This window comes from Variovorax sp. 10L426, from assembly GCF_056395305.1.
This window is the reverse complement of sequence record NZ_JBFTJF010000005.1, coordinates 243,813-270,517: the sequence shown is the minus strand read 5'-3', so window position 1 is coordinate 270,517 and position 26,705 is coordinate 243,813. Positions and strand designations below refer to the sequence as shown.

The 26,705-nt window shown below is 65.0% G+C and carries 24 protein-coding genes and 1 pseudogene; 4 read left to right on the top strand and 21 right to left on the bottom strand.

What is annotated here, in order from left to right; translation table 11 throughout:
* Positions 1–115: 115 nt before the first annotated feature.
* Positions 116–1,129 carry an SLAC1 anion channel family protein gene (locus AC1DHL_RS09770; protein ID WP_478161860.1) on the bottom strand — a complete coding sequence of 338 codons (1,014 nt, stop codon included), beginning with the start codon at positions 1,127–1,129 and terminating at the stop codon, positions 116–118.
* A 276-nt stretch (positions 1,130–1,405) separates the two neighbouring features.
* On the opposite strand from AC1DHL_RS09770, the pseudogene AC1DHL_RS09765 reads away from it, so the two are divergent.
* Positions 1,406–1,663 (top strand): annotated as a pseudogene (locus tag AC1DHL_RS09765) (Bug family tripartite tricarboxylate transporter substrate binding protein); the annotation flags it as partial.
* A gap of 14 nt (positions 1,664–1,677) precedes the next feature.
* Here AC1DHL_RS09765 and AC1DHL_RS09760 read toward each other — a convergent pair.
* The 4 genes from AC1DHL_RS09760 to AC1DHL_RS09745 form a co-directional block, all read right to left on the bottom strand.
* Positions 1,678–3,243, bottom strand: coding sequence for a long-chain-fatty-acid--CoA ligase (locus AC1DHL_RS09760; RefSeq protein ID WP_478161859.1), 1,566 nt, complete (start codon positions 3,241–3,243; stop codon positions 1,678–1,680).
* A gap of 60 nt (positions 3,244–3,303) precedes the next feature.
* Positions 3,304–5,184, bottom strand: coding sequence for a TRAP transporter large permease (locus AC1DHL_RS09755; RefSeq protein ID WP_478161858.1), 1,881 nt, complete (start codon positions 5,182–5,184; stop codon positions 3,304–3,306).
* A 28-nt stretch (positions 5,185–5,212) separates the two neighbouring features.
* Positions 5,213–5,869, bottom strand: coding sequence for a TRAP transporter small permease subunit (locus AC1DHL_RS09750; protein ID WP_478161857.1), 657 nt, complete (start codon positions 5,867–5,869; stop codon positions 5,213–5,215).
* A gap of 86 nt (positions 5,870–5,955) precedes the next feature.
* Complete coding sequence (locus AC1DHL_RS09745) at positions 5,956–7,071, bottom strand: TRAP transporter substrate-binding protein (protein ID WP_478102660.1); 1,116 nt, start codon at positions 7,069–7,071, stop codon at positions 5,956–5,958.
* Positions 7,072–7,350: 279 nt separating this feature from the next.
* Here AC1DHL_RS09745 and AC1DHL_RS09740 point away from each other — a divergent pair, with 279 nt between their 5' ends.
* Entirely contained in the window at positions 7,351–7,989 is a 639-nt protein-coding gene (locus AC1DHL_RS09740; RefSeq protein WP_478161856.1) for an RICIN domain-containing protein, read from the top strand.
* Between the two features lie 3 nt (positions 7,990–7,992).
* Here the strand turns inward: AC1DHL_RS09740 and AC1DHL_RS09735 are convergent, their stop codons facing one another.
* Positions 7,993–8,898: an SDR family oxidoreductase gene (locus tag AC1DHL_RS09735; RefSeq protein WP_478161855.1), complete on the bottom strand. Its 906-nt coding sequence runs from the start codon at positions 8,896–8,898 to the stop codon at positions 7,993–7,995.
* Positions 8,899–9,053: 155 nt separating this feature from the next.
* Between AC1DHL_RS09735 and AC1DHL_RS09730 the strand changes: the two genes are divergently transcribed.
* A complete protein-coding gene (locus AC1DHL_RS09730) occupies positions 9,054–9,872 on the top strand; it encodes a class I SAM-dependent methyltransferase (RefSeq protein WP_478102655.1) in 819 nt (272 codons plus the stop codon).
* Positions 9,873–9,878: 6 nt separating this feature from the next.
* Complete coding sequence (locus AC1DHL_RS09725; RefSeq protein WP_478102654.1) at positions 9,879–10,424, top strand: DUF4256 domain-containing protein; 546 nt, start codon at positions 9,879–9,881, stop codon at positions 10,422–10,424.
* Here the strand turns inward: AC1DHL_RS09725 and AC1DHL_RS09720 are convergent.
* From AC1DHL_RS09720 to AC1DHL_RS09650, 15 genes are all read right to left on the bottom strand, one after another.
* A complete protein-coding gene (locus tag AC1DHL_RS09720) occupies positions 10,410–11,360 on the bottom strand; it encodes a glutathione S-transferase family protein (RefSeq protein WP_478161854.1) in 951 nt (316 codons plus the stop codon). The genes AC1DHL_RS09725 and AC1DHL_RS09720 overlap by 15 nt on opposite strands.
* Before the next feature lie 26 nt (positions 11,361–11,386).
* Entirely contained in the window at positions 11,387–13,033 is a 1,647-nt protein-coding gene (locus AC1DHL_RS09715) for an isovaleryl-CoA dehydrogenase (RefSeq protein WP_478161853.1), read from the bottom strand.
* A 119-nt stretch (positions 13,034–13,152) separates the two neighbouring features.
* The gene (locus AC1DHL_RS09710) at positions 13,153–14,169 is read right to left on the bottom strand and encodes an NADP-dependent oxidoreductase (protein ID WP_478161852.1); all 1,017 of its coding nucleotides are present in this window, start codon (positions 14,167–14,169) and stop codon (positions 13,153–13,155) included.
* 12 nt (positions 14,170–14,181) lie between these two features.
* The gene (locus AC1DHL_RS09705; RefSeq protein ID WP_478161851.1) at positions 14,182–14,643 is read right to left on the bottom strand and encodes a PaaI family thioesterase; all 462 of its coding nucleotides are present in this window, start codon (positions 14,641–14,643) and stop codon (positions 14,182–14,184) included.
* Between the two features lies 1 nt (position 14,644).
* Complete coding sequence (locus AC1DHL_RS09700) at positions 14,645–15,439, bottom strand: SDR family oxidoreductase (protein ID WP_478161850.1); 795 nt, start codon at positions 15,437–15,439, stop codon at positions 14,645–14,647.
* 14 nt (positions 15,440–15,453) lie between these two features.
* On the bottom strand, positions 15,454–15,738 hold the full coding sequence (locus tag AC1DHL_RS09695; protein ID WP_478102644.1) for a Dabb family protein: 285 nt from the start codon (positions 15,736–15,738) through the stop codon (positions 15,454–15,456).
* Positions 15,735–15,956: a hypothetical protein gene (locus AC1DHL_RS09690; RefSeq protein WP_478161849.1), complete on the bottom strand. Its 222-nt coding sequence runs from the start codon at positions 15,954–15,956 to the stop codon at positions 15,735–15,737. Before AC1DHL_RS09690 ends, AC1DHL_RS09695 begins: the two co-directional genes overlap by 4 nt.
* Positions 15,956–17,788, bottom strand: coding sequence for an acyl-CoA dehydrogenase (locus AC1DHL_RS09685; RefSeq protein ID WP_478161848.1), 1,833 nt, complete (start codon positions 17,786–17,788; stop codon positions 15,956–15,958). The genes AC1DHL_RS09690 and AC1DHL_RS09685 overlap by 1 nt, the downstream gene beginning before the upstream one ends.
* Before the next feature lie 146 nt (positions 17,789–17,934).
* Positions 17,935–19,110 (bottom strand): acetyl-CoA C-acyltransferase, encoded by a 1,176-nt coding sequence (locus tag AC1DHL_RS09680; RefSeq protein WP_478161847.1) that lies wholly within the window; start codon positions 19,108–19,110, stop codon positions 17,935–17,937.
* 37 nt (positions 19,111–19,147) lie between these two features.
* Positions 19,148–20,617 carry a M20 family peptidase gene (locus AC1DHL_RS09675; protein ID WP_478161846.1) on the bottom strand — a complete coding sequence of 490 codons (1,470 nt, stop codon included), beginning with the start codon at positions 20,615–20,617 and terminating at the stop codon, positions 19,148–19,150.
* Positions 20,618–20,636: 19 nt separating this feature from the next.
* The gene (locus AC1DHL_RS09670) at positions 20,637–22,742 is read right to left on the bottom strand and encodes a 3-hydroxyacyl-CoA dehydrogenase NAD-binding domain-containing protein (protein WP_478161845.1); all 2,106 of its coding nucleotides are present in this window, start codon (positions 22,740–22,742) and stop codon (positions 20,637–20,639) included.
* Between the two features lie 177 nt (positions 22,743–22,919).
* A complete protein-coding gene (locus AC1DHL_RS09665; RefSeq protein WP_478161844.1) occupies positions 22,920–23,615 on the bottom strand; it encodes an ABC transporter ATP-binding protein in 696 nt (231 codons plus the stop codon).
* Between the two features lie 5 nt (positions 23,616–23,620).
* Complete coding sequence (locus AC1DHL_RS09660) at positions 23,621–24,391, bottom strand: ABC transporter ATP-binding protein (protein WP_478161843.1); 771 nt, start codon at positions 24,389–24,391, stop codon at positions 23,621–23,623.
* On the bottom strand, positions 24,388–25,719 hold the full coding sequence (locus AC1DHL_RS09655) for a branched-chain amino acid ABC transporter permease (RefSeq protein ID WP_478102629.1): 1,332 nt from the start codon (positions 25,717–25,719) through the stop codon (positions 24,388–24,390). The genes AC1DHL_RS09660 and AC1DHL_RS09655 overlap by 4 nt, the downstream gene beginning before the upstream one ends.
* 1 nt (position 25,720) lies before the next feature.
* The gene (locus tag AC1DHL_RS09650) at positions 25,721–26,674 is read right to left on the bottom strand and encodes a branched-chain amino acid ABC transporter permease (protein WP_478102627.1); all 954 of its coding nucleotides are present in this window, start codon (positions 26,672–26,674) and stop codon (positions 25,721–25,723) included.
* Positions 26,675–26,705 lie beyond the last annotated feature (31 nt).

The following is a 26,705-nucleotide window of genomic DNA, read 5'->3' as shown; positions in this document are numbered from 1 at the left end:
CACCTCTACATGATCAAACCGCTGGTCGCCTCGAGCAAGATTGAAGGGATCCGCTTCGGCCTAGAGCGGCAGCTGGACAATCCCGGGCAACGTTCGCCCATGGGGGCACGCGACTTCAAGCGCCGATCAGCTGCCGCAGTTCGCCTCGAATAAGGCCGCGAATCGTTCGGACCATCAGCGCGAACACGATCAGCGTCGTGATGCCGAGGAGCAGCACGGCAACGCCTCGATTGACGACGTTCGGCATGGCCGCCGCAAAGTGCATCGCCGCAACCGTGGCAGCCGCAAGCGGAAAACTTACAGCCCACCACGACACCCGAAACGGGCAGCAGCGCGGTAGATGCCGGAGCAGCGCGATCAGCACGCAGATCAGGAGCAAGTCGACCATGAACAGGCATTGCGCAAACGAATCGTTAGTTCCCACGATGATCCGGTAAGCCGAATAGCCGATTGAGAAAGGAGCAGTCAGGATCAGCAGGGCAGGCAAAGCCTCATCGGGCGGCGGCGTCTGGAAGAGCAGGCGCGAGAAGATCAGCACGAACACCAGCAGCGAAAAGAAGATCCCGATCGCGAAGGCGAACAGGGCCAGTTCGTGCAGGTTGTCGACGAGGCCGAACGCAGGCAGTGCGATCGGCAGATTGAGTGGGCCCGCGACCGAGACGATCCACGCGGGCAATGCCGCTTCGACCTGCTGGCGCGCACTCATCCAACGAAACAGTCTAAGGCTCGTGAAGATCAGGCAGCCGGTCGCTCCGATGGCCCACAGCGTGGTCGCCAGACGAGGCACCCACGGCACGAGCGGGATGGGCAGCAGCATCAAGGCTATCGGCGCCAGCCCGAACAGATGGCCGCCGACCGGATGTGTCCACTCGGCCCGAACTGCCCCCGGGGCGGTCGCCGCCTTGGCCGCATAGGCGATCGACACCGCGACGAACACGAGCATCGACAGCGCCGCGAGCGCCTCGGAGATCCAGGCGGGCATGCCGAACTGCAGGTGCGCGAGATGCCACGCAGCGCCAAGGCCACCGATGCCGGTGGCTGAGCCGAAGAGGCCTACGGGAAGGTGGGAGAGGATGGGGTCCTGGGCCGGCAATGATCTTGCGAATAATTCCTGGTTTGTTGCTTCCATTTGGCAGCCGTTTCTTGATCGAGCCATCATCTGCGGTCCGTATGAGTGTTCTCGTGTAGAAGGCATTCGTGCCGATCGTCCTCGGCGAAGCATACAAGTCAAGGAGCGCAGAGCGATTGTTTGGCTGCTTCGGAGAAATCCGTACAGCCGCTTCGGACCCCAAACGCCAATTCGCCATATGTCGAAGCGGCCATTCGACGCAATTTCGTTGGGCCGCTGCATGCCACCTGCCATCGGAGGTCAAGTTCCGAACTACAGCGGTCGCGCACTGGCAAGGCCGAGAGCGGCCTGCCGGGCTACGCATTCGATTCGTGGATCGGCCTGCTCGCGCCGGCAGGTACGCCGAAGGCGGACATCGAGAGGCTGAATGCCGCGACCAACAAGGTGCTGGCCGAGCCGGCGATCCAGGAGCGTTTCAAGCGCCTCGGGGTAGAGCCGCGCAGCCAGACCGCCGAGGAATTCCAGAAACTGCTGCGCGCTGACTGGGATGCGATGGGCGCGGTCGTGAAGGCGTCTGGGGCGAAGGTCGACTGAGATGCGGGTCGACCCTAGACGACCTGGCGCTCGCGCCCCTCCCAATAGGGCTTGCGGAGATCCTTCTTCAAGACCTTCCCGGTCGGGTTGCGAGGCAGCGCATCGACGACGTCGAAGGACTTGGGGCACTTGAACGACGCCAGGCGTTCGCGGCAATAGGCCAGCACCTCTTCCGTGTCGACCGTGGCCCCAGGCGCCGCGACGACGACGGCCTTGGGCACCTCGCCCCACAGTTCATCCGGCACGCCGATCACGGCAACGTCTTCGATGGACGGATGCTCGGCCAGAACCCGCTCGATCTCTGCCGGATAGATGTTCTCGCCGCCGCTGATGATCATGTCCTTGATGCGATCGGTGACGTAGACGTAGCCGTCGGCATCCATGTGTCCGCCGTCGCCGGAGCGCAGCCAGCCATCCGCCGCGATCGCCGCTCTCGTGGCCTCCGGCTTGCCCCAATAGCCACCCATCAACTGCTCGCTGCGGACCCAGATCTCTCCAGGCTCACCGGTTGGAACGGGCTCGCCACTCACCGGGTCGCAGATCTTGATCTCGACGCCGTGGATCGGCCGGCCCGCCGAAACGAGCCGGTGTGCAACCGCCGGGTCCCCGTGGTCCGCTGCACCCAGGACGGTCACGACACCGCATTGCTCGGTCATGCCATAGACCTGTTGCATCACACCGGGGAACAGTTCAAGCGAAGCGCGCATCACCGGAAGCGGCATCGGCGAGGCGCCATAGGACAGCGTCTTCAATGCCGAGTAGTCACGGTCGGCCGCACCGGGGACCTTGGTCATCATGGCCAGCAGCGCGGGCACCAGGAACGTGTGCGTGATCCTCTCGCGCTCCAGCATGTCCAGCACCGCCGCGGGGTCCGGCATGCGCAGCATGGTGATCCGTGCGCCCTGGCTGAGCGCCGTCAGCGCGTAGCTGGTACCACCGACATGGAACAGCGGCATCGCGACCTGGACGCGCGCGCCGGCGCCCATACCTTGGTCGATCGCGACGTTGTGCGAGTGCGCGAGCATCCCGCGGTGGGTGAGCATCGCGCCCTTCGGGAAGCCGGTCGTGCCCGACGTATACAGCTGAACGAAGCAGTCATCGGGCGTCGCGGAATGAACCTCGGCATCGGGCTCATGCGCAGCCAGCCACGCTTCGTATTCGTCGTCGGGGCCGCCAATGCGGATCACCCGCTCCACGGCCGGCAGCTTCTCCCGGAGCTTTTCAACAGTCCCCGCGAACTCCGGCCCGACAAAGAGAATCCGGGCGCGCGCGTCGTTGATCACATAGACGATCTCAGGCGGCGCGAGTCGGAAGTTGACCACGGCGTTGGCTGTGCCGACCTGCGCGCAGGCCAGCGTCAGCTCGAGGCACGACGGATGGTTGAGGTCCAGAACGGCGATCCGGTCGCCGGGTTTGAGCCCCGCCGCCCGCTGGGCGGCAGCGTTGCGGCGCACCCGCCGGGCCAATTCGGCCCATGTCAGGCTCGACCCGCCGAAGCTCAGGGCCACGGCATCGGGTTGCCGGCTCTCCCAGTTCGCAAGCATGGCGGTGAAGTCGGTGGGAACGGATGGAACGGTCATGCGGTCTCCTCTTTTGAACGATGTTGACTTGAGCCAGCAGCTCAACCTTTTGCGTGAGGCCTAGCCTCCGTACAGGTACTGCGGCAGCCACAGCGTCAGGGCCGGCCAGAGGTACATGAACACCATGCACAGGATGACGATCAGCATGTACGGCATCATCCCCGCGAAGATCTGGTTGAGCGTCACGTGGGACGGCGACACCCCCTTCAGGTAGAAGGCCGACATCGCCACCGGCGGCGACAGGAAGGCCGCCTGGAGGTTCACGAACACCAGCACGCCGAAGAGCAGAGGGTCGATCTGGAAATGCGCGAGCAGCGGCAGGAAGATCGGAATGAAGATCACGATGATCTCGGTCCATTCGAGCGGCCAGCCAAGCACGAAGATGATCGCCTGCGACAGAAGCAGGAACTGCAGCGGCGTGAGGTTCATGCCCATCACCCACTCCTCGATGATCCGCTGGCCGCCGAGCAGCGCGAACACCGCCGAGAAGAGCGCCGAGCCGACGAACAACCAGCACACCATCGCCGTCGTCTTCGCGGTCAGGAAGACGGCTTCCTTGATGCGCTGGAAATTCAGCGTCCTGGCCTGCCATGCCATGAGGAAGGCGCCCGCCGCACCGACCGCCGCCGATTCGGTGGCCGTGGTGATGCCGAAGAGGATCACGCCCAGCACCACCAGCGTCAGGATGCCGAGCGGCATGACCGACGACACCAGCATGCGCAGGATCTCGAACTGCTCGGCGTCCAGGCGCCAGTAATACCAGCCGAGCATCGCGAGGGTGAAGGCGCAGGTCAGCCAGAAGCCCGTGTAGAAGGACTCGGGGACCGCCTCGGCATGCGGTGCCGCGACCGGCTCGCCGAGGGCCTGCATGGCTCGTCCTTCTTCCTCCCCCTCCCTGGGCGTACTTTCGGCGCCGGGCGGCTCCTGGACGCCATCGGACGGCGGTTCCTGCAATGCCTCGGACGACGACTCCGGCAATGCCGTGCCCGACTGCGGCGCCGGCTGCGCCTGCGTGACCTCCGGGGGCGGGGGCGTGTTGTCCTTCTGCGAATAGATCGTCACGTACCACCAGACGGAGCCCAGCGTCACGACCGCGAGCAGGATCGGCACGAGCGCCTGCGTCAGGAAGCCCAGCAGCTTCCACCAGGTGATCCGCACGCCTGCCGCAGCCGCCTCCAGGGCACGCTTCGGCATGAGCACAGCGGCGGCGAGCGCCGGCAGCATGCGGCGCGAGTAAGTGGCTGCGATGTGGGCCACCTGGGGCGAGATCGGTGCGCGCTGCGCTTCGGGGGGCAGTTTCGGCGCCACCTTGGGCTGGATCAGCGCCCATCCGATCACGTAGAGCAGATAGAGAAACGCCAGGAAGAAGCCCGGGAACATCGCCGCCGCATAGAGCTTGACCACCGACTGCCCGGCCACCGCCGCGTACACGATGATCATCACGGAAGGCGGGATCAGGATGCCCAGCGTGCCGCCCGCGGTGATGACGCCGGCCGCGAGCCGCGTGTCGTAGCCGGCGTTGAGCATGGGCCGCATCGCGATCACGCCCATCAGCACCACCACCGCGCCCACCAGGCCGCTGGCAATGCCCCAGAAGGTGCAGATGATCAGCGTCGCGACCGCGAGCGACCCGGGCACGCGGCGAAACGCGAGCTGCACGCTGTGGAACATCTTGTCCACCAGCGCGCCGCGCTCCATCACGTAGCCCATGAGGACGAACAGCGGGATCGACAGCAGCGTCTCGTTGGTCATCGCGCCGAAGGTCCGCTGCACCATCAGATCGAAGACATGGTTGTCGAACCAGGGCACGGCTGGATCGTAGAACGCGACGAAGCCGAACAGCATGCCCAGCCCCATCAGCGTGAAGGCGGTTGGGAAGCCCAGCATGATCACGACCACGATGAGCCCCAGCATCGTGAGTCCGAGAGCGGCCTCGTTCATTGGGGTGCCCTTGTGCTTCGCGCCGCGCTCATACTGACTCCCTCCCGCGCTGGCGCGCCGCTTCGTCCACGTCCTTGGCGCGTTCGATGACATCGCGCCGCGCCTCCTCGTCCACGTAGGTACTGCTGGCGAGCTGCTGCTCGACCACATCCATTTCCTCTGCGTCCTTCAGGCGCGGCGTCCACTCGCCGGTGCGCAGGCACGCCACGCAGCGCAGGATCTCGGCAAGACCCTGCAGCATCACGATGGCGCCGGCCAGCGGGATCACGAATTTGAACGGGTACACCGGCAGCGGCGTGGCGTTGAAGGTCTGTTCGCGCATCGCCAGCGAGTCCTGGAAGTAGCTCCAGCCGGCCCAGGTCAGCGCGCCGATGCCGGGGAGGAAGAACGCGAAGTAGAGCACCAGGTCCAGCGCGGCCTGCGTGCGCGGCTTCATGCTGCCGTAGAGGAAGTCGCCGCGCACGTGCCCGTCCTGCGACAGCGTGTAGGCGCCGCACATCATGAAGAGCGTCCCGTACATCATGTTGTTCACGTCGTAGATCCACGCCGTGGGTGCGTTGAGCACGTAGCGCTTGAAGACCTCGGCGCACACCACCAGCATCAGGGCGACGATGAGCCACGCAAAGGTCTTGCCAGTCCATGTGCTCAGGCGGTCGGCGGCGTGCAGTATTTGTTGCGTTTTCATGGGCAACCCGAAGTACGACAGGCACGGAAAAACCTTCCGGCCGTGGCCGGAAGGCGGATGCGGCTGCTACGGCGACGGCGACGGCATCAGGTCTTCTTCGCCGGAGTCGCGAAGTAGTGGTTGTAGGCCATCCTGAAGTCGACCATGTAGTCGTTCTGCCACTGGCCGGCGGGTTGCGCAAAGGCCTTCTGCGATTCGAGCACCTTCTTGAACAGCGGGTTCTCTTCCGACTTCTTGGCGATCGTCTTGTCCCAGGCGGCAAGCTGGGCGCGCAGGATGGCGTCGGGCGTCTTGTAGAACTTCACGCCCATCTTCTTCATCTCCCCGTAGTCCATCGTGTTGCGGGCCACGGCCTTCCAGCTCATGTCGGCGCTCGCCGCCTGCACCGCGTAGTCGATGACGGAGCGGAGCTCCGCCGGTAGCGCGTTGTACTTGGACTTGTTGAACAGGATCTCGAACTGCTCGCCGCTCTGGTGGAAGCTCTGCAGCATGCAGTTCTTCGCCACATCGGGAAAGCCCAGCACCCGGTCGCTCGAGGCGTTGTTGAACTCCGCCGCGTCGATCAGGCCGCGGTCGAGCGCGGGCACGATCTCGCCACCGGGCAGCGGGTTCACCGCGGCGCCGAGCTCGGTGAAGATGTCGACCGCGAGCCCGACGGTGCGGTACTTGAGGCCCTTCAGGTCATCGACCTTGGCGATGGGCTTCTTGAACCAGCCCAGCGGCTGGGTCGGCATCGGACCGTAGAGGTACGACACCACGTCCATGTTGATCGACTTGTAGATTTCCTCGAGCAGCACCTTGCCGCCGCCGTAATAGTGCCAGGCCAGCACCATGTTCGGGTCCATGCCGTAGGCCGGGCCCGAGCCCCACAGCGCGAGCGCCGAGTTCTTGCCGTAGTGGTAGGCGACCACGCCATGGCCGCCATCGAGCGTGCCCTTGTTCACCGCCTCGAGCAACTGGAAGGCCGGCACGACGGCACCAGCGGGCAGCACCTCGATCTTCAGGCGCCCGCCGGCCATGTCGTTGACCTTCTTGGCGAAGTCGTTCGCATATTCATGGAAGATGTCTTTCGCAGGCCAGGTGCTCTGGAATCGCAGCGTCGTGGTCTGGGCCATGCTCAGCATGGGCGCGGACATGGCGCCAGCCGCGACTGCCGCACCTTTCAGCAGACTGCGTCGACGGGTCGTTTGCTTCTCTGTCATAGCGTGTCTCCTTGGTAGGTCCTGGAAAATCCAGACTCGTATCTTGATGCGTAAACATTCGTGACAAAGAGGGTTTTCACGAACTGGTGGTCCGGCACGGGCGCGCCGGAACCGCCTCCGGGCCTGCGTCGTGTTGACGCACGAAGGCGGATGGTTCAGTCTTGCCGTGTCCGGACTGGCAGGCGGTGTCCCAGTGGTTGGGGCATCGAGTCAGGTACGTCGCGGACGGAGGTTGTCATGCATGCCGACTGCAATGCGCTTCGCTGTTCGAAGGCCCCCATGGCTTTCAGGACCCGACTCGCTGCCACGCTGATCCTGGCCGTGGCGTCCGCACTCGCCGCATTTCCTCGAACTGCTGCCGCCGACGACGTCCCCTACTTCTACGTGGTCAATACAGGCACGCGGATGATGGCCGAGGTCCTTGCGCGCCGCATCGATGACGGTGCGCCGGTTGTCCTCTCGCCGAACTACGGCGGCGAGAGCCAACAGTTCAGCATCCAGCGGCTACCCCAGACCGGCGACGCCGGGCCCTTGCAGGATCAGTGGTTCATGCTGCGGGCGAGGCATTCAGGGAAATGCGTGAAGACCAACGGCTTCCGGCCCGGCGCCACAGTCGTCCAGGAGACGTGCAGTGGGGACGCTTCCCAGCTATGGCGCTTGCGGACACTCGTCATGTCCGCGGTCGACTGCCCGGCCCGAAGCCGGTGCTTCATGGGGCGGCGAACGATCCTGGAGAACTTCTTCGGCCGCGGGCGGTGCATGGATGCGGCGAATGGCCTGATTCCAGGACTGCCCGAACAAGGCAACACCTTGCTGGTCCGCGAGTGCATTGCCGGGTTCAGCGCACCCAACGCCGTCAACCAGGAGTGGCAACTGGTCGACGTGCAGGATTGGGATGCGCCCTTCAACTTCAGGTGAAACTCAGCCCGCGCGCAGCTGCGCGCGCAGGTTCGCGCCGATTTCCGGCCGCTCCAGGAAAGGATCGGCCGGATTGGTGATCGAGACGATGTTCTCCATCCGGCTCTTCACGTTGCCCAGCGCCTTGGGGTGGCTGAACACGTAGAACTGGTTGGCGGTGATCGCTTCGAAGACCTTCTGCGCCACTTCGGCCGCCGTGACCTTGCCGCTGCTGACGGCCTTGTTGCTCATCGCCTGGCCGATCAGCTGGCTCTTGGTGAGCTGGCCCGTCGGCAGTGAGCTCGGGCGGTTGCGCTCACTCTGCGTGATGCCGGTGGGCACGAAGTACGGGCACAGCAGGCTGGCGCCGACCTGGTCGGTCACGAGCTTCAGGTCCTGATAGAGCGTCTCGGTCAGGCTCACCACCGCCGCCTTGGCCGTGTTGTAGATGCCCATGTTGGGCGGCGTCAGCAGGCCGGCCATGCTCGACGTGTTGACGATGTGGCCACGGTAGGCCGGGTCCTTGGCGGCCGCGTCGAGCATCATCGGCGTGAACAGGCGCACGCCATGGATCACGCCCCAGAGGTCGACGCCGAGCACCCATTCCCAGTCGGCAACCGTGTTTTCCCACACGAGGCCGCCGGCGCCGACGCCCGCGTTGTTGAAGACGAAGTGCGGCGCGCCGAAGCGCTGCTGCACGGCCTTGGCGAGATCCTCCATCTGCGCGGCGTTCGAGACATCGACCTTGCGCGCCAGCACCTGCGCGCCGGCGGCTTCCATTTCGGCCTGCGCGCGATCGAGCGCGTCCTGCTGCACGTCGACCAGCACGAGGTTCATGCCGCGCGCGGCGCCGATGCGCGCGCATTCAAGGCCGAAGCCGGAGCCAGCGCCGGTGAGAACGGCCGTGGTGCCCTTGAAATCCTGAATCATTTGCGCGAATCCTTTCGTCTCTGGTCTTGGAAGAAAGCGCTATTGAAATACGGAAACCGCAACCGTGCAGTCGCAAAGGTGCTCGTCGGCGCACTTCTGGTCAATTCCATGCGCGGCGCCTAGGATGGAGCTTCGAGGGACTGAAGGAGAAGCTCATGCCCAGCGCAGGTTCCGACACGATCTTTGCCGGCTCGATTCCGGAGTTGTACGACACCCAGGTCGTTCCGTTGGTCTTCGAGACGTATGCGGTCGACCTGGCGGGGCGCGTTGCGTCCCTGGGCCCGTCTCGCGTGCTCGAGATCGCCGCCGGCACGGGGGTCGTCACCCGGGCGATGGACAAGGCACTGCCCCCGCAGGTCGAACTGATTGCAACGGACCTGAACCAGCCCATGCTGGACCGTGCCGCGGCGGTCGGCACCCAGCGGCCGGTGCGCTGGCAGCAGGCGGATGCGATGCAACTTCCGTTCGAGGACGCGGGCTTCGATGCCGTCGTCTGCCAGTTCGGCGTGATGTTCTTTCCAGACAAGGTGCACGCGTTGTCGGAAGCGCGGCGCGTGCTCCGGCCGGGCGGCGCCCTGCTCTTCAATGTCTGGGATCGCATCGAGGAAAACGAATTCGCCGACGTGGTCACGAACGCGCTCGCCGAGCTTTTCCCGGCGGACCCACCGCGCTTCATGGCGCGCACGCCGCACGGTTATTTCGATCGGGAAGCCATTGCGCGGGATGTCGCGGCTGCCGGATTCGGCCCCGAACCGCGCATCGAGACGGTCGCAGCGCGCAGCCGCGCTGCGACGGCGGAAATGGCGGCGGTCGCCTACTGCCAGGGAACGCCCTTGCGCAATGAAATCGAGGCCCGATCGCCCACAGGTTTGGCTGCGGCAACGACGGCCTGTGCCAAGGCGCTCGCCGGGCGCTTCGGCACCGGGCCGGTCGACGGCAAAATCCAGGCGCACATCGTCGTTGCGCTCAAATGAAATGAAATGAAAGCACAAGAACAGAAGGAATTGCTCCAAACGCTTGAGGCCCGCTTCGAGAAGAACATGCACCGGCATGCCGGCATCGCATGGACTCAAGTACAGGCGAGGCTCGAGGCCAATCCCGATGCACTGAAGTCGCTGCGCGAAATGGAGGCCACGGGTGGCGAACCGGACGTCATTGCCCGGGACGAGGAAACAGGCCACCTCATCTTCTTCGACTGTTCCCCGGAAAGTCCATCAGGGCGCAGAAGCGTCTGCTACGACGCTGAAGCGCTTGAATCGCGGAAGGAGAACAAGCCGGCGAACAGCGCCACCGAAATGGCTGCAGCGATGGGCATCGACCTGCTCTCCGAGGAACAGTACCGAGCGTTGCAGAAGCTCGGCGACTTCGATGCGAAGACGTCCAGTTGGGTCAGGACACCGTCTGAGATTCGGGCGCTCGGCGGGGCCCTCTTCTGCGACAGACGCTACGGCAAGGTGTTCGTCTATCACAACGGAGCGCAGTCGTACTACGCTGCCAGAGGCTTCCGCGGCTCACTGAGAGTCTGAAGTCTCGACCTGCCGCAGCACGTAGCCGATGCGCGGGAAGTGAACGTGCACGGTGCCGATGCGGTCTCCGCTGCGGCGCAGCGTGTAGTGGGTGCGCGTGGCGGCGATCAGCTCGCCTTCGGTCTGCTCGGGGCCGAAGCTTTCGGCAGCGATGGTGACGCGGGATCCGAGCGGGATGCCGTGGTCGTCCTGGAAGGTGCTGTCCGACAGCAGCGTGTGCGGCGTCGAGGCGGCGGCGATTTCGATCGCCTGCGTGGCGTCGAAGGTTTCCATCGTGCCGTGGCCGATGCCCGCCATGCGGTCCATCCAGTCGCCGACCGCGGGCGTCAGTTGCAGGATGGCGGCCATCGAAGGCGTGCGCTTGCGCGTGAACCACAGCGGGTGGTAGCAGGCGAAGTCCGCCACCGTCGGGAAGCCGCCCAGAACGTAGTCGGTGTCGTCCAGCATGTCGGACAGGCGCCGCAAATAAGACTTGTAGGCGGCCGCGGCATCGCCCGGGCGCAGGCGCACCATGTGGCTGCTCATGGCCTTGCGGTCTTCGCCAAAGGCCTTGGCCGCCTCGGGCGGCGCCTTGGCGAACGCGTCCGCCAAGCCCTTGCCGCTGAGGCTGTAGGCCATCGAAGCCCAGAACATCGTGCTGTCGGCCCATTGGGCGACAAGGCGCGACAGACCCTTGCCCGGCTCGGGGTAGATCGAAGGCACCGGCGCCAGATGTTCGAGCACGTCGCAGATCAACGCGGTGTCGCAGTAGATGTCGGCGCCGATCTGGAGCACGGGCGTTCGACGGTAGCCCCCGGTCAGCGCCAGGAGGTCGGGCTTGGGCAGGATCGGCGGGATGATCACCGACTTCCAGGCCAGCTTCTTGTAGCCGAGGATCAGGCGGATCTTCTCGGAGAACGGCGAGGTCGCGTAGTGATGGAGGATCAGGTCGGCCATGAAAGTCCTTCTTCCTTCTTGCGGGGTCACTGGGGCTGCGCGCGCGCAATGATCGCATCGAAATCGACGCCTGTGCCAAGCGTCCCGAAGGCTTGGCCCCAGTCGCCGCCGAGGCGCGATGCGCAGAACGCGCCGACGACGGCGCCCGGCGCGGTCTGCGCGAGCAGCGCACCCTGCACCGCGAGCGCCACATCCTGCGCGAGGCGGCGCGCTTCGGACTCCGTCGCCATCGCCTCGATGCGTGCGGGCAAGGCGTCGGCGAGGCGGTCGAGTGCGGCATCGACGCCGCGTGCCGGCGCCAGTTCGTGCACGATCGCGGCGACGGCATCGCCCTTGCGCAGGCCACGCAGCAGGTCGAGCGCCATGATGTTGCCGGCGCCTTCCCAGATCGAATTGAGCGGCATCTCGCGGTAGACGCGGGCCATCGTGCCCTCGCCGCCCTCTTCCACGTAGCCGTTGCCGCCCAGGCATTCCATCGCCTCCTGCGCGAAGTGGCTGCCGCGCTTGCAGATCCAGAACTTGGCCACCGGCGTGAGCAGGCGCGCCATCAGGCGCTCGTGTTCGTCGTCCTGATGGTCGAAGGCACGCGCGAGGCGGATGGCGAGTGCGGTCGCGGCTTCGCTCTCGATGGCGAGATCGGCCAGCACGTTCTTCATCAGCGGCTGGTCGATCAGCGGCCGGCCAAACGCCTGCCGCTGCGTCGTGTGATTCAGCGCGAGGCTCAGGGCCTGGCGCATCAGGCCGCTGGTGCCGAGCGCGCAGTCGAGCCGCGTCATCGTGCCCATTTCAAGAATCTGCGGAATGCCGCGCCCCTCTTCCCCGACCAGCCAAGCGCTCGCGCCGTGGAACTCGACCTCGGAACTCGCATTGGCCTTGTTGCCGAGCTTGTCCTTCAAACGCTGGATGTGGATGGCATTGCGACTGCCGTCGGACAGCACGCGCGGCAGGAAGAAGCAGGTCAGCCCGGCCGGGGCCTGCGCAAGCACCAGGAAGGCGTCGCACATCGGCGCGGAAAAGAACCACTTGTGGCCGGTGATCTCGTAGCGCTCCCCCCAGGCATCGCTGCCCGCGCGAACGGCGCGCGTGGTGTTGGCCCGCACGTCCGAGCCGCCCTGTTTCTCGGTCATGCCCATGCCCATGGTCAGGCCGGGCTTCTCGCTCCAGGGGTTGAGCGTGGGGTCGTACCAGAGGCTGGCGAGCTTCGGCCCCCAGTCCGCATGAATGGCCCCATTGCCGCGCAGCGCGGGCGTCACGGCGTAGGTCATCGAGATGGGGCAAAGAATCGATGCCTCCAGCTCCGTGAAGAGCATGAAGCCCGCAGCGCGATGCACATGCGGCGATGGCCCCGAGGCCGTCCACGGCGAGCCGTGCAGACCGGCGCTCACTGCCGTCGACATGAGCGCGTGATAGCTCGGATGAAACTCCACCTCGTCGATGCGCCGCCCGAAGCGATCGTGCGTGTGCAGCACCGGCGTGTGGATGTTCGCGAGACGCGCGTGCGTCTGCATCTCGACCGATCCCATCGCCGCACCCAGGTGCCCGAGCGCCGCGAGGTGGAGTTCAGGCGCGTTGAACTTCAACGCGTCGCGCAGCGGCCGATTGCTGTCGAAAAGGTTGTAGCCGGTCAGCGGAGCCGGCTGGTTGAACACTTCATGCGTTTCGATGTCGCTCATGGCAAACCTCCGACACGTGACTTTTCGGGAAACGCCGCGGAACCGGCTTTGCCGGGCCGCCGGCGTTGCCCCCTGAAAGGGGGTTGGCGAAGCGACACGAAGTGCGCGCAGCCTGGGGGTTAGATCAATTTGACGAGCTGTTTGCCGAAATTCCGGCCCTTGAGCAGGCCGAGGAAGGCCTCGGGCGCCGACTCGATGCCCTGGGCAATCGACTCGCGCGGCCGGAGCTTGCCGCTCGCCACCAGCCCGCCGAGTTCGGCCAGCGCTTCAGGCCACACTTCCATGTGCTCGCTGACGATGAAGCCTTCGAGCTTGATGCGGTTGATGAGGAAGAGCGCCGGATTGGCCAGTGGCAGCGGTTGCCCGTCGTAGCCCGCGATCATCCCGCACAGCGCGATGCGCGCAAAGCTGTTCGTGCGCAACAGCACGGCATCGAAGATGTAGCCGCCGACGTTCTCGAAGTAGCCGTCGATGCCGTTCGGGCAGGCTTCCTTCAGCGCCGCGCTCATGCTCTTCACGTCCGGGTGCTGGCGGTAGTCGATACAGGCATCGAAGCCGAGTTCGTCGGTGACGTACTTGCACTTGTCCGGCCCGCCGGCGATGCCCACCACCCTGCAGCCGCGCGCCTTGGCGAGTGCGCCGAAAGCGCTGCCCACCGCACCGCTGGCGGCGGTGATGACCACGGTCTCGCCCGCCTTCGGCTGGATGATCTTCACGAGGCCATACCAAGCCGTCACGCCGGGCATGCCGACCGCGCCGAGGTAGTGGGACAGCGGAACATGCGTCGTGTCGACCTTCTTGAGCGCGCCGGGCTGCGAGGCATCGACGACGCTGTATTCCTGCCAGCCGCCGAAGCCGACGACCTTGTCGCCCACGGCGTACTTGGGGTGCTTGCTTTCGACGACTTCGCCCACGGTGCCGCCCTGCATGACCTGCCCGAGCGGCTGCGGCTGCGCGTAGCTCTTCGATTCATTCATGCGGCCGCGCATGTACGGGTCCAGGCTCATGTAGTGATGACGAACCAGCACCTGGTTGTCCTTGAGCGCGGGCGTCTCCGTGCTCACGAGCTTGAAGTTGCTGGCGACGGCTTCGCCTTCGGGACGGTTGTCGAGAAGCTGTTGGCGGTTGGTGGGCATGAAAGTCTCCGGTCAGTCTGTAGAGGGTGGGCGCATGTCGTTGGCGCTCGCGGGTCCGATGGGCAGGCGGCGCTTCACGTACTTGAAGGTGCCGGTCGCGTGCGCGCAGACGCGTTCCTGCGCGTCGTAGATCTTGGCTTCGGTGAAGGCCATCGTCGCGGTGCGATGCAGCAGCTTGCCGCGTGCGACCAGCGGGCCGACCGAAGGCGCCATGAAGGTGGTCTTCATCTCGATCGTGACGACACCGATCTCCGGCGTGTCGCTGCGTGCCGCGGCCGCTTGGGCGATATCGAGCATCGTCATGACGACCCCGCCGTGGGTCACGTCGAAGGTGTTCAGGTGCTCGGGCTTCGCAGTGAAGTGCAATTCCGAACCGCCGCCCTCGAACTTCGCGATCTCGATACCCAGGTGGCTCGCGAATGGAATCCGCCCGATATAGGAGCGCAGGTGAATGTTGTCGGTCGCGGACGTCATGTCATGCGCCGAGCACTACGCTCACTCCGCCGTCCACCGCCAGCCACTGGCCGGTGATGTGCTTGCCGGCATCGCTGGCATACAGCAGCGTGATGCCCTTCAGGTCTTCGTCGTCGCCAAGGCGGCCGAGCGGCGCGTGGCCAGCCATCTTTTCCTCGCCGATCGACTTGATCAACCCGGATGCCATCTTGGTCATGAAGAAGCCCGGGCAGATCGCGTTGACGTTGATGCCGTACTTGCCCCATTCGGCCGCCAGCGTGTGCGTGAAGCCGATCACTGCGCTCTTCGACGTGTTGTAGGCGATGGTCTGCATCTCGGGCGGGTTGCCGTTGAGGCCGGCGATCGACGCGATGTTGATGATGCGTCCGCTCTTCTTCGGGATCATGTAGCCGCGCGCGATCTGCTGGGCCAGCACGAAATAGCCGCGCACGTTGAGGTTCATCACCTTGTCCCAGGCCTCGACCGGATGGTCTTCGGCCGGTGCGCCCCAGCTCGCGCCGGCGTTGTTGACGAGGATGTCCACCGCGCCAAGGCGCTCCAGCGTTTCGTCCGCGAGGCGCCGGGTGTCTTCTTCCTTCGAGCAGTCGGCGGCGATCCAGCGCGCGTCGATGCCGGCGGCCTGGAGTTCGGCCGCCGCCTGTTCGAGGTCTTCCGCCTTGCGCGAGCTCAGCATGACCTTGGCGCCGGCTTCGCCGAGCGCATGAGCCATCTGCAGGCCGAGGCCGCGCGAGCCGCCGGTGACGAGTGCCACCTTGCCGCTGAGGTCGAAAAGTTTCTGGATGCTTCGTGCAGTCATGGGTGTCTCCGGAATCATTGGGTTTCGTAGTCGAGCACGCTGCGCGATTCGCGCAGGCTGCCCAGGAATGTCGACACTTCGACGTGCACCGGATGCTCCAGGTACGCCTGCAGTGCCGCCTTGTCGTCGAAGGCCGAGACGAGAACGACGTCGTGATTGGCTTCGAAGCCTTCGGTGCGAACGGCCACCTCGAACTCGCGCATGCCGGGCACCAGGCCCTTGCACGTGTCGAGCCTGGCCTTGAACTTCGCGGCGTCGCCGGCGTTCCTGAGCTTCCACATGACGACGTGTTTGATCATGGCGATTCCTTCGATTGCTTCGAGTCTTTCAAACGGGAGCGAACGTAGATCAGCACGACGCCGACCAAGGCGATCACCACACCGGGCACGGCCATGGACCAGCCGAGGGCCACTTCCGTCCGACCGGTCGCGATGCCGAGAATGAGCAGAAACAAGCCACCGTAGATCAGGATCCATATCCACTTCTCCAGCGTGGCATGCGACTGGGTCGCGGCCATCAGAAGGCCTCCTCGGGCAGCGCTGCGCAGGTCGGGTCGCGGCTTTCCACCACATTCAGCCAGGCGCCGATCTTGGGCAATTCGTAATTGAAGAAATAGTCCGTCGCGCCGATCCGGCCCGCCGTGGCGGGGGATACCTTGGCTGCGTCGCGCTCGAGCGCGCGCTGCGCCACGTCGAGCCAGATCCAGGCCAGCACCACGTGACCGAAAGCCTGCATGTAGGGCACGGCGTTGGCCAGCGCTTCCTGCGGATTGCCGGTGGACCAGGCCGCCTTGGTCGCGGAGCCGACGCGCTGCAAGGCCGCGCCCAGCGCCTTGGCATGGCCGGCCAGCGCAGGCAGCTTGCCGGCGCGCGCGATCGTTTCGGTGATGCGTCCGGCCAGCAGCGTGAGGCCGCGGCCGTCTTCCATCAGCACCTTGCGCCCGAGAAGGTCGGCGGCCTGGATGCCGTGCGTGCCTTCATGGATCATGTTGAGGCGGTTGTCGCGCCAGTACTGTTCCACCGGGAAGTCGCGCGTGTAGCCGTAGCCGCCGTGAATCTGGATCGCGAGCGAATTCGCTTCGAGACACCATTCGCTCGGCCAGCTCTTGGCGATGGGCGTCAGCACTTCGAGCAGCAGGCGCGCGTCGTCGGCCGCCTCCAGACTGCCGGTCTTCTGTTCGTCGACCAGGCGCGCGCAATACAGTTCCAGCGCCAGCGCGCCTTCGCAATACGCCTTCTGAGCGAGCAGCATGCGGCGCACGTCGGAGTGCTCGATGATGCGCACCTGCGGCTTGGCCGAATCCTTGCCCGCGGGACCGGCTGGCCGACCCTGCGGGCGGCTCTTCGCGTAGTCGAGCGAGGCGTGGTAGCCGGCCATGCCGAGCATCGTCGCCGCGGTGCCGACACCGATCCGCGCCTCGTTCATCATGTGGAACATGCAATGCAGGCCCTTGCCGGGCTGCCCCACCAGGTAGCCCACCGCGCCGGCCTTGCCGCCGACCGGATACTTGCCTTCGCCGAAGTTGAGCAGCGTGTTTGTCGTGCCGCGCCAACCCAGCTTGTGATTGAGGCCCGCGAGTGCGACGTCATTGCGTTCGCCGGTCAGCTGCCCTTCGGTGTCGACCATGCGCTTGGGCACGATGAAGAGCGAAATACCACGCGTGCCGGGAATCAGCTTGCCGTTCTCGTCCGGGATCTTCGCCAGCACGATGTGCACGATGTTCTCGGTCAGCTCGTGGTCGCCGGCGGAGATCCACATCTTGTTGCCCGTGAGGCGATAGCGCGGTCCCAGCGGATCGTCCTGGAAATCCGCGCCGTCCGGAACGGCGCGCGTCGCGACATCGCTGAGGCTGGAGCCGGCCTGCGGCTCCGACAGGCACATGGTGCCCGACCAGCGGCCCGAGAACTCGTTCTTCGCAAAGACCGACTGCTGCATCGGCGTGCCGTGGACCATCAGCAGATTGGCGTTGCCGCTGGTCAGCATGCCGGAGCCGATGCTCACCGACGCCATCGCGAAGAAGCTGTTGGCCGCGGCCTGCACGGTGTAGGGCAACTGCATGCCGCCGATGTCGTAGTCCTGCGCGGCGCTGAGCATGCCGGACTCCGCGAAGGCCTTCTGCGCGTCGTGCGTGGCCTGCGGCAGGATGACCTTCTCGCCGTCGAAGTGCGGTTCCTGCGTGTCGACGGTGCGATTGAAAGGCGCGTACTTTTCGCGCGCGATGCGCTCGCAGGTGTCGAGCACGGCGTCGAAGGTTTCTCGCGAATGGTCGGCAAAGCGCTCGCGCTCTTTGAGCGACTCGGCATGAAGCCAGTCGTAGAGGAGGAATTCGAGGGTGGGACGAAGGCTCATGGTTCGTATCGCTGCGTAACGTTCTAACGTTCTCAGTGTGATGCCCCAGGCCAGAAACCCCGCGGAACCGGCTTCGCCGGGCCGCCGGGGTTGCCCCCGGCAGGGGGTGGAGAGCGACACGAAGTGCGCGAGCCTGGGGGCGAGCTTTACAAGATTTCGAAAACGCCCGCCGCGCCCATGCCGCCGCCGATGCACATCGTGACGACGACCTTCTTGGCGCCGCGACGCTTGCCTTCGATCAGCGCGTGGCCGGTCAGTCGCTGGCCGCTCACGCCGTAGGGGTGACCCACCGCGATGGCGCCGCCGTCGACGTTCAGGCGGTCAGCCGGGATGCCCAGTTTGTCGCGGCAGTAGATGACCTGCACGGCGAAGGCTTCGTTGAGTTCCCACAGGTCGATGTCGCTGACCTTGAGGCCGAGGCGCTTCAGCACCTTCGGGATCGCGAAGACCGGGCCGATGCCCATTTCGTCGGGCTCGCAGCCGGCGACCGCAAAGCCGAGGAAGCGGCCGAGGGGCTTCAGGCCCTTTTGCTCAGCGTACTTTTCGTCGACGATCACGCAGGCACCGCCGCCGTCCGAGAACTGGCTCGCATTGCCGGCCGAGATCAGGCCGCCGGGAATGGCCGGACGGATGCCGCTGATGCCTTCCTTGGTCGTGCCGGCACGGATGCCCTCGTCGTTCTCGACGGTGACTTCCTTGGTGCGCAGGCCCATCACCGGATCGGCCACGCCGGCCAGCACGGTGATCGGTGCGATCTCGTCCTTGAAGCGGCCGGCTTCGAGCGCGGCCGTGGCCTTCTGCTGGCTGGCGGCACCGTATTCGTCCATGGCATCGCGGCCGATGTTGTAGCGCTTGGCGACCTGCTCGGCCGTTTGCAGCATGTTCCAGTAGATCTCGGGCTTGTGCTTGACCAGCCATGGATCGGCCAGCATGTGCTTGTTGGCTTCGTTCTGCACGCAGGAGATGCTCTCCACGCCACCGGCCACGTAGACCTCGCCTTCGCCCGCGATGATGCGTTGCGCCGCGGTTGCGATGGTCTGAAGGCCCGACGAGCAGAAGCGGTTGATGGTCATGCCCGACGTGGTGATCGGCAAGCCGGCGCGCAGGGCGATCTGGCGCGCGATGTTGGAGCCGGTCGCGCCTTCGGGCGTGGCGCAACCCATGATCACGTCGTCCACCGTAGCGGGATCGATGCCGGCGCGCTGCACCGCGTGCTGCACCGCATGGCCGCCGAGCGTGGCGCCGTGCGTCATGTTGAAGGCACCCTTCCAGCTCTTGGCGAGCGGCGTGCGGGCGGTGGAAACGATGACGGCGCTGGTCATGGTGTGGTCCTTTGAAGAAGAGGAATGACGTTGACGTTTACTGAGGCTGTGCGGTGTTTTGCAGCAGCTGGTGATAGAACTGGATCGCCTCGCCGTAGTTGGCGATCGCGATGCGCTCGTTGGTGCCGTGGAAGCGCGCGAGGTCCTCGCTCTTCACGCGGAACGGCGAGAAGCGGTAGACCGAATCGCTCACGAGGCTGAAGTGGCGCGAGTCGGTGGCGGCGGTCATCAGGCCCGGCGCGACGACGGCGTCGGGAAAGGTCTGGCGCACGGCTTGCTCGATCGAGCGGTAGCCGGTGCCGTCGGTCGGCGAGACGGGCGACGGCTCCGAATTGCCCGGATAGCGCTTGACCTGGATCGCGTCGTTGCCGAGCGCGCGTTTCAGGTGCGCTTCCACGCTGTCGATGGTGTCGCCCGGCAGGATGCGGAAGTTCACCGCCGCTTCGGCGCGGCCGGGCAGCACGTTGTCCTTGTTGCCGGCGCGCACGATGGTCAGCGCGGTGGTGGTGCGCAGCATTGCGTTGCTGCTCGGGCTCTTCGCGAGCTGGCTTTCCACGAGCGGCGCGGTAAGCCACAGGTTCGACAGCATGACGCGGTTGATGCCGCTCATCTCCGGCGCGAGCGTGCCGAACATCTGGCCGGCCACGCCCTTGATGCCGCCGGGCATCGGTGTCGCCTCCAGCTTGGCCAAGGCGGCGCTCATCATGCCGATCGCGCTGTGCATCGGCGGCATCGACGAGTGACCCGGCGCCGTGTCGAGCGACAGAAAGAAAGTGCCGTAGCCCTTTTCGGCAAGGCCGATCAGCGCCGCAGGCTTCGACAGGCCCGGCAGCACGCCGTCCAGCACCAGCAGGCCTTCGTCGAGCACCCAGTCGAGCCGCACGCCGCGCGACTTGAGCAGCTCCGCGATCGGTAGCGCACCGCGCAGGCCGCTGACCTCTTCGTCGTCGCCCATCACGAGATAGATCGTCTGCCGTGGCTGGAAGCCGCTGCCGATGAGCATCTCGATGGCTTCCATCTGCGCGAACAGATTGCCCTTGTTGTCGAGCGCACCGCGGCCCCAGACGAAGCCGTCCTTGATCTCGCCGCTGAAAGGCTCGACCGACCAGGCCTTTTCGGTGCCGGGCGCGATGGGCACCATGTCCTGGTGCGCCATCAGCGCGACCGGCTTCGCCGTGGGGTCGGAGCCGGTCCACGTGTAGAGCAGCGCATGCTGGCCGACGAATTCCTTCTTGAGAGTCGCATGGACCTTCGGATATTGCTGTGCGAGATACGCGTGCAGCTTGTCGAATTCGGCCGCGTTACCAGCCGGATCGTCGAGGCTGGACACCGTGCGGAACTGGATCGCACCGGACAGCCGCTTGGCAGCCGCCTGCAAATCGATCGGCAACGCCGGCGCCGGCGTCACGGCAACTTGCCGCGACGGTGTACGCCAGGTATTGACCGCCACTGCCGCCACCAGTGCAAGGAGCACCAGCAGCAGCCCAAGGAACACGCGTTTCACCATAGAGCGGTCTCGCCTCCGGTCAGCTGAACGACTTGCCTTCGGCCACCAGCTTCTGGATCAGCGGTGCGGGCTTCCAGAAGTTCGCGTCGTCGTGCGGGTTCTTCGCGAAACGCTTCATCGATTCGGCCACGTTGTAGAGGCCGACCTGCGATGCGTAGTGCATCGGACCGCCGCGCCAGATCGGGAAGCCGTAGCCCGTGAGGTACACCATGTCGATGTCGCCGGACTTCGAGGCAATGCCGTCTTCGAGGATATGCGCACCTTCGTTGACCAGCGCATACACCAGACGCTGCACGATTTCTTCGTCGGAGATCTTGCGCGGCGTGATGCCGATTTCCTTGCGATGCTCCTCGATCATCTTGTTGACGAGGTCCGAAGGAATGGCGTCGCGCTTGCCGGCCTGGTAGTCGTACCACCCTGCCCCGGTCTTCTGGCCGAAGCGGCCCAGTTCGCAGAGCTTGTCGGCCGTGCGGCTGTACTTCATGTCGGCGATCTCGGTGGCGCGGCGCTTGCGAATCGCCCAGCCGATGTCGTTGCCGGCGAGGTCACCCATGCGGAACGGGCCCATCGCGAAGCCGAACTTCTCGATCGCCTTGTCGACCTGCTGCGGGGTCGCACCTTCGTCCAGCAGGAAGCCCGCCTGGCGCGAGTACTGCTCGATCATGCGATTGCCGATGAAGCCGTCGCACACGCCGGAAACCACTGCCGTCTTCTTGATCTTCTTGGCCGTCGACATGACGGTCGCGAGCACGTCCTTGGCCGTCTGCTTGCCGCGAACGACTTCGAGCAGCTTCATCACGTTGGCCGGGCTGAAGAAGTGCATGCCGACCACGTCCTGCGGACGCTTCGTGAATGCTGCGATCTTGTCGACGTCGAGCGTGGAGGTGTTCGACGCCAGGATCGCGCCGGCCTTGGCGACGCGATCGAGTTCCTTGAACACCTTTTCCTTGACGCCCAGTTCCTCGAACACGGCCTCGATGATGAGGTCCGCGTCCTTCAGATCGTTGTAGTCGAGCGTGGTGCTCAGGAGCGCCATGCGCTGGTCGTACTTGTCCTGCTTGAGCTTGCCCTTCTTGACCTGCGCTTCGTAGTTCTTCTTGATGGTGGCCACGCCGCGGTCGAGCGCTTCCTGCTTCATTTCGAGGATCTTGACCGGGATGCCCGCGTTCAGGAAGTTCATCGAGATGCCGCCGCCCATCGTGCCGGCGCCAATGACGCCGACGGACTTGATGGTGCGCTGGGGTGTGTCTTCGGGTACGTCCGGAATGCGTGAAGCCGCGCGCTCGGCCATGAACAGGTGGCGCAGCGCCATCGATTCGGGCGTGAACATCAGCGCGGTGAAGATGCGGCGCTCTTCGGCCATGCCGTCATCGAACTTCATCTTGGTCGCGGCCTGCACGGCATCGACGCACTTCAGCGGCGCCGGGTAGTTCTTCGACATGCCGCCGACCATGTTGCGCGTGAACTGGAAGTACGCATCGCCTTGCGGGTGCTTGCATGGCAGGTTGCGCACCAGCGGCAGCGCTTCGCCGGTCTTGCCGGCCACCGACTTGGCGAACTCGATCGCTTCGTCGAACAGGGATTCAGCCGAACCGGCCAGCTGGTCGAACAGCTTCTGGCCGGGCAGCGTGGCGAGCAGTTCGCTCTTGACGGGCTCGCCGCTCACGATCATGTTGAGCGCGGTTTCGACGCCCAGCACGCGCGGCAGGCGCTGCGTACCGCCGGCGCCGGGAATGAGGCCCAGCTTGACTTCGGGCAGCGCAACGCTGGTGCCCGGTGCGGCGATGCGATAGTGGCAGCCCAGCGCCAGTTCGAGGCCGCCGCCCATGCACACGGAGTGGATCGCGGCAACGATGGGCTTGGTCGATGCTTCGAGCGCGAGGATCACGCTCAGCAGGTTGGGCTCCTGCAGGGCCTTCGGCGTGCCGAATTCCTTGATGTCGGCGCCGCCCGAGAAGGCCTTGCCCGCGCCGGTGATGACGATCGACTTGACGGCCGGATCGTCGATCGCCTTGGCGAGACCGTCGGTGATGCCGATGCGTGTCGAAAAACCGAGGCCATTGACCGGGGGGTTGGTCATGGTGATCACGGCGACATCGCCGAGCACTTTGTATTCAGCCGTCATGCTGCGTTCCTTTGGGATGGGAGAGGATCGAAAAAACGGGTTCGAAGGCCATGGCACCCGTCGGCGCCGCGGCCTTCGCACTTAAAAAGCACGAGTGTTCTTTTTTTGTGGAATTCTAGGCGTTTCGGATGACCCGGCAACAACATTCAGTCGCTGCCGGGACAACGAACGGAAGTATCAAACTTCCAGCCATTCCTTGCGAGTTGCGGCGTCTGCACGAAGGGAATCAGGCGTGCCGTCGAAAACGATGCTGCCGTGGCCCATGACCAGCGCGCGATCGGAAATCTGCATGGCGATGGTCAGCTTCTGCTCGATGAGAAGCACCGACACGCCCTTGTCCTTCAGTGTGCGCAGGTACTCGCCCACCAGTTCGACGATCTTCGGCGCAAGGCCTTCGGTCGGCTCGTCGATGATGATCAGGTCGGGGTCGCCCATCAGCGTGCGGCACAGCGTCAGCATCTGCTGCTCGCCGCCCGAGAGCACGCCCGCTTCGGTGTGCTGGCGCTCCTTGAGGCGCGGGAACATGCCGTACATGTCGTCGAAGGACCAACGGCTGCCTTTGCCCTTGCCTTTTTGCCCCAGCAGCAGGTTCTGGTGCACCGTGAGCTTCGGGAAGATGTCGCGGTTCTCCGGCACGTAGCCGATGCCCAGGTGGGCGATCTCGTAGGCCTTGCGGCGAAGGATGTCCTGCTCCTTCCAGCGCAGCGTTCCTTCGGCATGCACGAGGCCCATGATGGCCTTCGCCGTGGTCGATCGGCCGGAGCCGTTGCGGCCCAGAAGCGCCACGATTTCCCCGGGACCGACGTCAAACGAAACACCATGCAACACATGGCTCTTGCCGTAATAGGCGTGGATGTCGTGAAGCTTCAGCATATCGGTCAGTGTCCAGCGCCCTGGGCATCGGCAACGGCCGAGCCGAGATAGGCCTCCTGCACGCGCGGATTGGCGCGCACGGCGGCAGGCGTGTCGAAGGCGATGACTTCGCCGTAGACCACCACCGCGATCTTGTCGGCAAGGCCGAACACCACGCCCATGTCATGCTCGACGGTGAGCAGCGTCTTGCCCACGGTGACTTGCTTGATGAGCGCGATGAAGTGCGAGGTCTCGGTCTTGCTCATGCCCGCGGTCGGCTCGTCGAGCAAGATCACGCTGGCGCCGCCGGCGATGGTCACGCCGATCTCCAGCGCGCGTTGCTCCGCATAGGTCAGGTTCACCGCCAGCACGTCGCGCTTCTTGTCGAGGCCAACCTGATGGATCAATTCTTCCGTGCGCTCGTTGGCGTCGTGCAGTTTCGACAGGAAGCGCAGGAAGCTGTAGCGATAGCCCAGGCTCCACAGCACGCCGCAGCGCAGGTTCTCGAAGACGCTGAGCTTCGGGAAGATGTTGGTGATCTGGAAGCTGCGCGACAAGCCGAGACGGTTGATCTCGAAAGGCTCCTTGCCGTCGATGCGCTGCCCGTCGAGCAGCACCTCGCCGCTGGTTGGCGCGAGCCGTCCGCTGATCAGGTTGAACAGCGTCGACTTGCCGGCGCCGTTGGGTCCGATGATGGCGATGCGGTCGCCGGCTTCGATGGCGAGATCGACGCCGCGGATGATCTCCGTCTTGCCGAAGCTCTTGCGCAACGATTTGAGTTCAAGTGCGTGGGTCATGCGGCTTCCCTCCGCTTGATCTCGGCTTCGATTTCTTCCTGTGCGTGGCCCCATGTGCGCACGAAGCGTCGCCGCACGATCTCGAACAGACCCAGTCCGACGAAGAACAGCGCCGCGGCGGCCGTCCAGTTCGCGGCAGAGGAAGTGTCGAGCGTCAGTCCGGCGAAGGGCAACTCGGGTCCGAGCGCTGCGTTGAGTTGCATGTGATAGATCATCTCGACAATGGCCGCTGCGCCCGCGACCATGAGCACGCCCGTGGCGATCAGGCCCGCATAGATCCCCCAGAAGCGCTTGAACTTGCCGAACTTGGCAACCCGCAGGTTCATCATGATCAGGCTCGCCACACCGCCCGGCGCGAACATGACCATGAACAGGAAGACAAGCCCGAGGTACAGCAGCCATGCCTTGCTCAGTTCCGACAGCAGCACCGAGGCAAACACCAGCAGCACCGCGCCGATGATCGGGCCGAAGAAGAAAGTCGCGCCGCCCAGGAAGGTGAAGAGCAGGTAGCCGCCCGAACGGACGCCGCTCAGGCTGTCCGCCGCGTTGACGATCTCGAAGTTGATCGCTCCCAGCCCGCCGCCGATGCCGGCGAAGAAGCCCGCGATGATGAACGCGAAGTAGCGCACCCGCTGCGTGTTGTAGCCGATGAAGGCGACACGCTCGGGGTTGTCACGCACGGCGTTGAGGATGCGCCCGAGCGGCGTGCCGGTAAAGGCATACATCAGCGCCGTGCAGATGAAGCAGTACACCGCGATCAGGTAGTAGACCTGCATCTGCGGCCCGAAGGTGAGGCCGAGGAAGGGCGTGCCATAGACACGGTTGGTCGTCACGCCGCCCTCGCCGCCGAAGAAGCTCGGGAACATCAGCGCCATGGAGGCCACGAGTTCGCCAATGCCCAGCGTGATCATCGCGAAGGTGGTGCCGGCCTTCTTGGTCGTGACATAGCCGAACAGGATGGCGAACACCATCCCGCCCAGTCCGCCGACCAGCGGGATCAGCACCAAGGGCACCGGAATGCTGCCCTTGGCCGCCAGGTTCATCGCGTGAATGGCGATGAACGATCCCATGCCGACATACACCGCATGCCCGAAGCTCAGCATGCCGCCCTGCCCCAGCAGCATGTTGTAGCTCAGGCAGATGATGATGAGATAGCCGATCTGCGACAGCATCGTCAGCGCGAGGCTGCTCGTGAATACCAGCGGCGCCACGATCAGCGCGACCGCGAACACCGTCCAGATCACCAGGCGCGAGATGTTCCGGGGCTTGGAGCGGTTGTACTGCCTGGCGGCAGTGTTTTGAATGGGTTGTGCGTTCTGCTGCGTCATGTCAGTCTTCCCGCGTGCCGAGCAGACCTTTGGGCCTGAAGATCAGCATGAGCACGAGCAGCAGGTACGGCAGGATCGGCGCGACCTGGGAAATCGTGAGCTTGAGCAACTCGTAGCCCGGCGTCTGGTCCGTCACCGCGACGCCGAGCATCTGCAGGCCGCCGGCGAGCGACTGGTCCATGGCGACCGCGAAGGTCTGGAGGATGCCGATCAGCAGCGACGCGAGAAAGGCACCGGCCAACGACCCCATGCCTCCGACGACCACGACGACGAAGATGATCGATCCGACCGACGCCGCCATGGCCGGCTCCGTCACGTAGGTGTTGCCGCCGATTACTCCGGCCAGCCCGGCAAGCGCCGCGCCCCCGCCGAAGACCAGCATGAAGACGCGCGGCACGTTGTGCCCCAGCGCCTCGACCATTTCGGGATGCTTGAGTGCCGCCTGGATCACCAGGCCAATGCGCGTACGCGTGAGCAGCAGCCACACCGACAGCAGCATCAACATCGCGACCAGCATGATGAACGAGCGTGACTTCGGAAACTGCGTACCGAAGAGCGTGAACAACGGACCCTGCAGTTGCGTCGGCAAGCCATAGGGCACGGTGGAACGGCCCCACACCAGCTGGACCAATTCGAGGATCAGGTAAGACAGGCCGAAGGTGACGAGCAGTTCGGGGACGTGGCCGAACTTGTGGACGCGGCGCAGGCTGTAGCGCTCGAAGGCGGCGCCGAGCGCGAACACGATGAGCGGCGACAGGACCAGCGCCGGCCAGAAGCCGACGACCTGCGAGATGCTGTACGCGAAATAAGCGCCCAGCATGTAGAAACTGGTGTGAGCGAAATTCAGCACGCCCATCATGCTGAAGATCAGGGTCAGGCCAGAGCTCAGCATGAACAACAGCAAGCCGTAGCTGACGCCGTTGAGCAGCGAGATGACGAAGAATTCGACGTTCATCGGTCCTTGGGGTCGCGTGGAAAGAAAAGAG

Excerpts from the sequence above, each read along its gene's own strand:
- AC1DHL_RS09770 (WP_478161860.1), bottom strand. The coding sequence starts at position 1,129 with ATGGAAGCAACAAACCAGGAATTATTCGCAAGATCATTGCCGGCCCAG.
- AC1DHL_RS09760 (WP_478161859.1), bottom strand. The coding sequence starts at position 3,243 with ATGACCGTTCCATCCGTTCCCACCGACTTCACCGCCATGCTTGCGAAC.
- AC1DHL_RS09755 (WP_478161858.1), bottom strand. The coding sequence starts at position 5,184 with ATGAACGAGGCCGCTCTCGGACTCACGATGCTGGGGCTCATCGTGGTC.
- AC1DHL_RS09750 (WP_478161857.1), bottom strand. The coding sequence starts at position 5,869 with ATGAAAACGCAACAAATACTGCACGCCGCCGACCGCCTGAGCACATGG.
- AC1DHL_RS09745 (WP_478102660.1), bottom strand. The coding sequence starts at position 7,071 with ATGACAGAGAAGCAAACGACCCGTCGACGCAGTCTGCTGAAAGGTGCG.
- AC1DHL_RS09740 (WP_478161856.1), top strand. The coding sequence starts at position 7,351 with ATGGCTTTCAGGACCCGACTCGCTGCCACGCTGATCCTGGCCGTGGCG.
- AC1DHL_RS09735 (WP_478161855.1), bottom strand. The coding sequence starts at position 8,898 with ATGATTCAGGATTTCAAGGGCACCACGGCCGTTCTCACCGGCGCTGGC.
- AC1DHL_RS09730 (WP_478102655.1), top strand. The coding sequence starts at position 9,054 with ATGCCCAGCGCAGGTTCCGACACGATCTTTGCCGGCTCGATTCCGGAG.
- AC1DHL_RS09725 (WP_478102654.1), top strand. The coding sequence starts at position 9,879 with ATGAAAGCACAAGAACAGAAGGAATTGCTCCAAACGCTTGAGGCCCGC.
- AC1DHL_RS09720 (WP_478161854.1), bottom strand. The coding sequence starts at position 11,360 with ATGGCCGACCTGATCCTCCATCACTACGCGACCTCGCCGTTCTCCGAG.
- AC1DHL_RS09715 (WP_478161853.1), bottom strand. The coding sequence starts at position 13,033 with ATGAGCGACATCGAAACGCATGAAGTGTTCAACCAGCCGGCTCCGCTG.
- AC1DHL_RS09710 (WP_478161852.1), bottom strand. The coding sequence starts at position 14,169 with ATGCCCACCAACCGCCAACAGCTTCTCGACAACCGTCCCGAAGGCGAA.
- AC1DHL_RS09705 (WP_478161851.1), bottom strand. The coding sequence starts at position 14,643 with ATGACGTCCGCGACCGACAACATTCACCTGCGCTCCTATATCGGGCGG.
- AC1DHL_RS09700 (WP_478161850.1), bottom strand. The coding sequence starts at position 15,439 with ATGACTGCACGAAGCATCCAGAAACTTTTCGACCTCAGCGGCAAGGTG.
- AC1DHL_RS09695 (WP_478102644.1), bottom strand. The coding sequence starts at position 15,738 with ATGATCAAACACGTCGTCATGTGGAAGCTCAGGAACGCCGGCGACGCC.
- AC1DHL_RS09690 (WP_478161849.1), bottom strand. The coding sequence starts at position 15,956 with ATGGCCGCGACCCAGTCGCATGCCACGCTGGAGAAGTGGATATGGATC.
- AC1DHL_RS09685 (WP_478161848.1), bottom strand. The coding sequence starts at position 17,788 with ATGAGCCTTCGTCCCACCCTCGAATTCCTCCTCTACGACTGGCTTCAT.
- AC1DHL_RS09680 (WP_478161847.1), bottom strand. The coding sequence starts at position 19,110 with ATGACCAGCGCCGTCATCGTTTCCACCGCCCGCACGCCGCTCGCCAAG.
- AC1DHL_RS09675 (WP_478161846.1), bottom strand. The coding sequence starts at position 20,617 with ATGGTGAAACGCGTGTTCCTTGGGCTGCTGCTGGTGCTCCTTGCACTG.
- AC1DHL_RS09670 (WP_478161845.1), bottom strand. The coding sequence starts at position 22,742 with ATGACGGCTGAATACAAAGTGCTCGGCGATGTCGCCGTGATCACCATG.
- AC1DHL_RS09665 (WP_478161844.1), bottom strand. The coding sequence starts at position 23,615 with ATGCTGAAGCTTCACGACATCCACGCCTATTACGGCAAGAGCCATGTG.
- AC1DHL_RS09660 (WP_478161843.1), bottom strand. The coding sequence starts at position 24,391 with ATGACCCACGCACTTGAACTCAAATCGTTGCGCAAGAGCTTCGGCAAG.
- AC1DHL_RS09655 (WP_478102629.1), bottom strand. The coding sequence starts at position 25,719 with ATGACGCAGCAGAACGCACAACCCATTCAAAACACTGCCGCCAGGCAG.
- AC1DHL_RS09650 (WP_478102627.1), bottom strand. The coding sequence starts at position 26,674 with ATGAACGTCGAATTCTTCGTCATCTCGCTGCTCAACGGCGTCAGCTAC.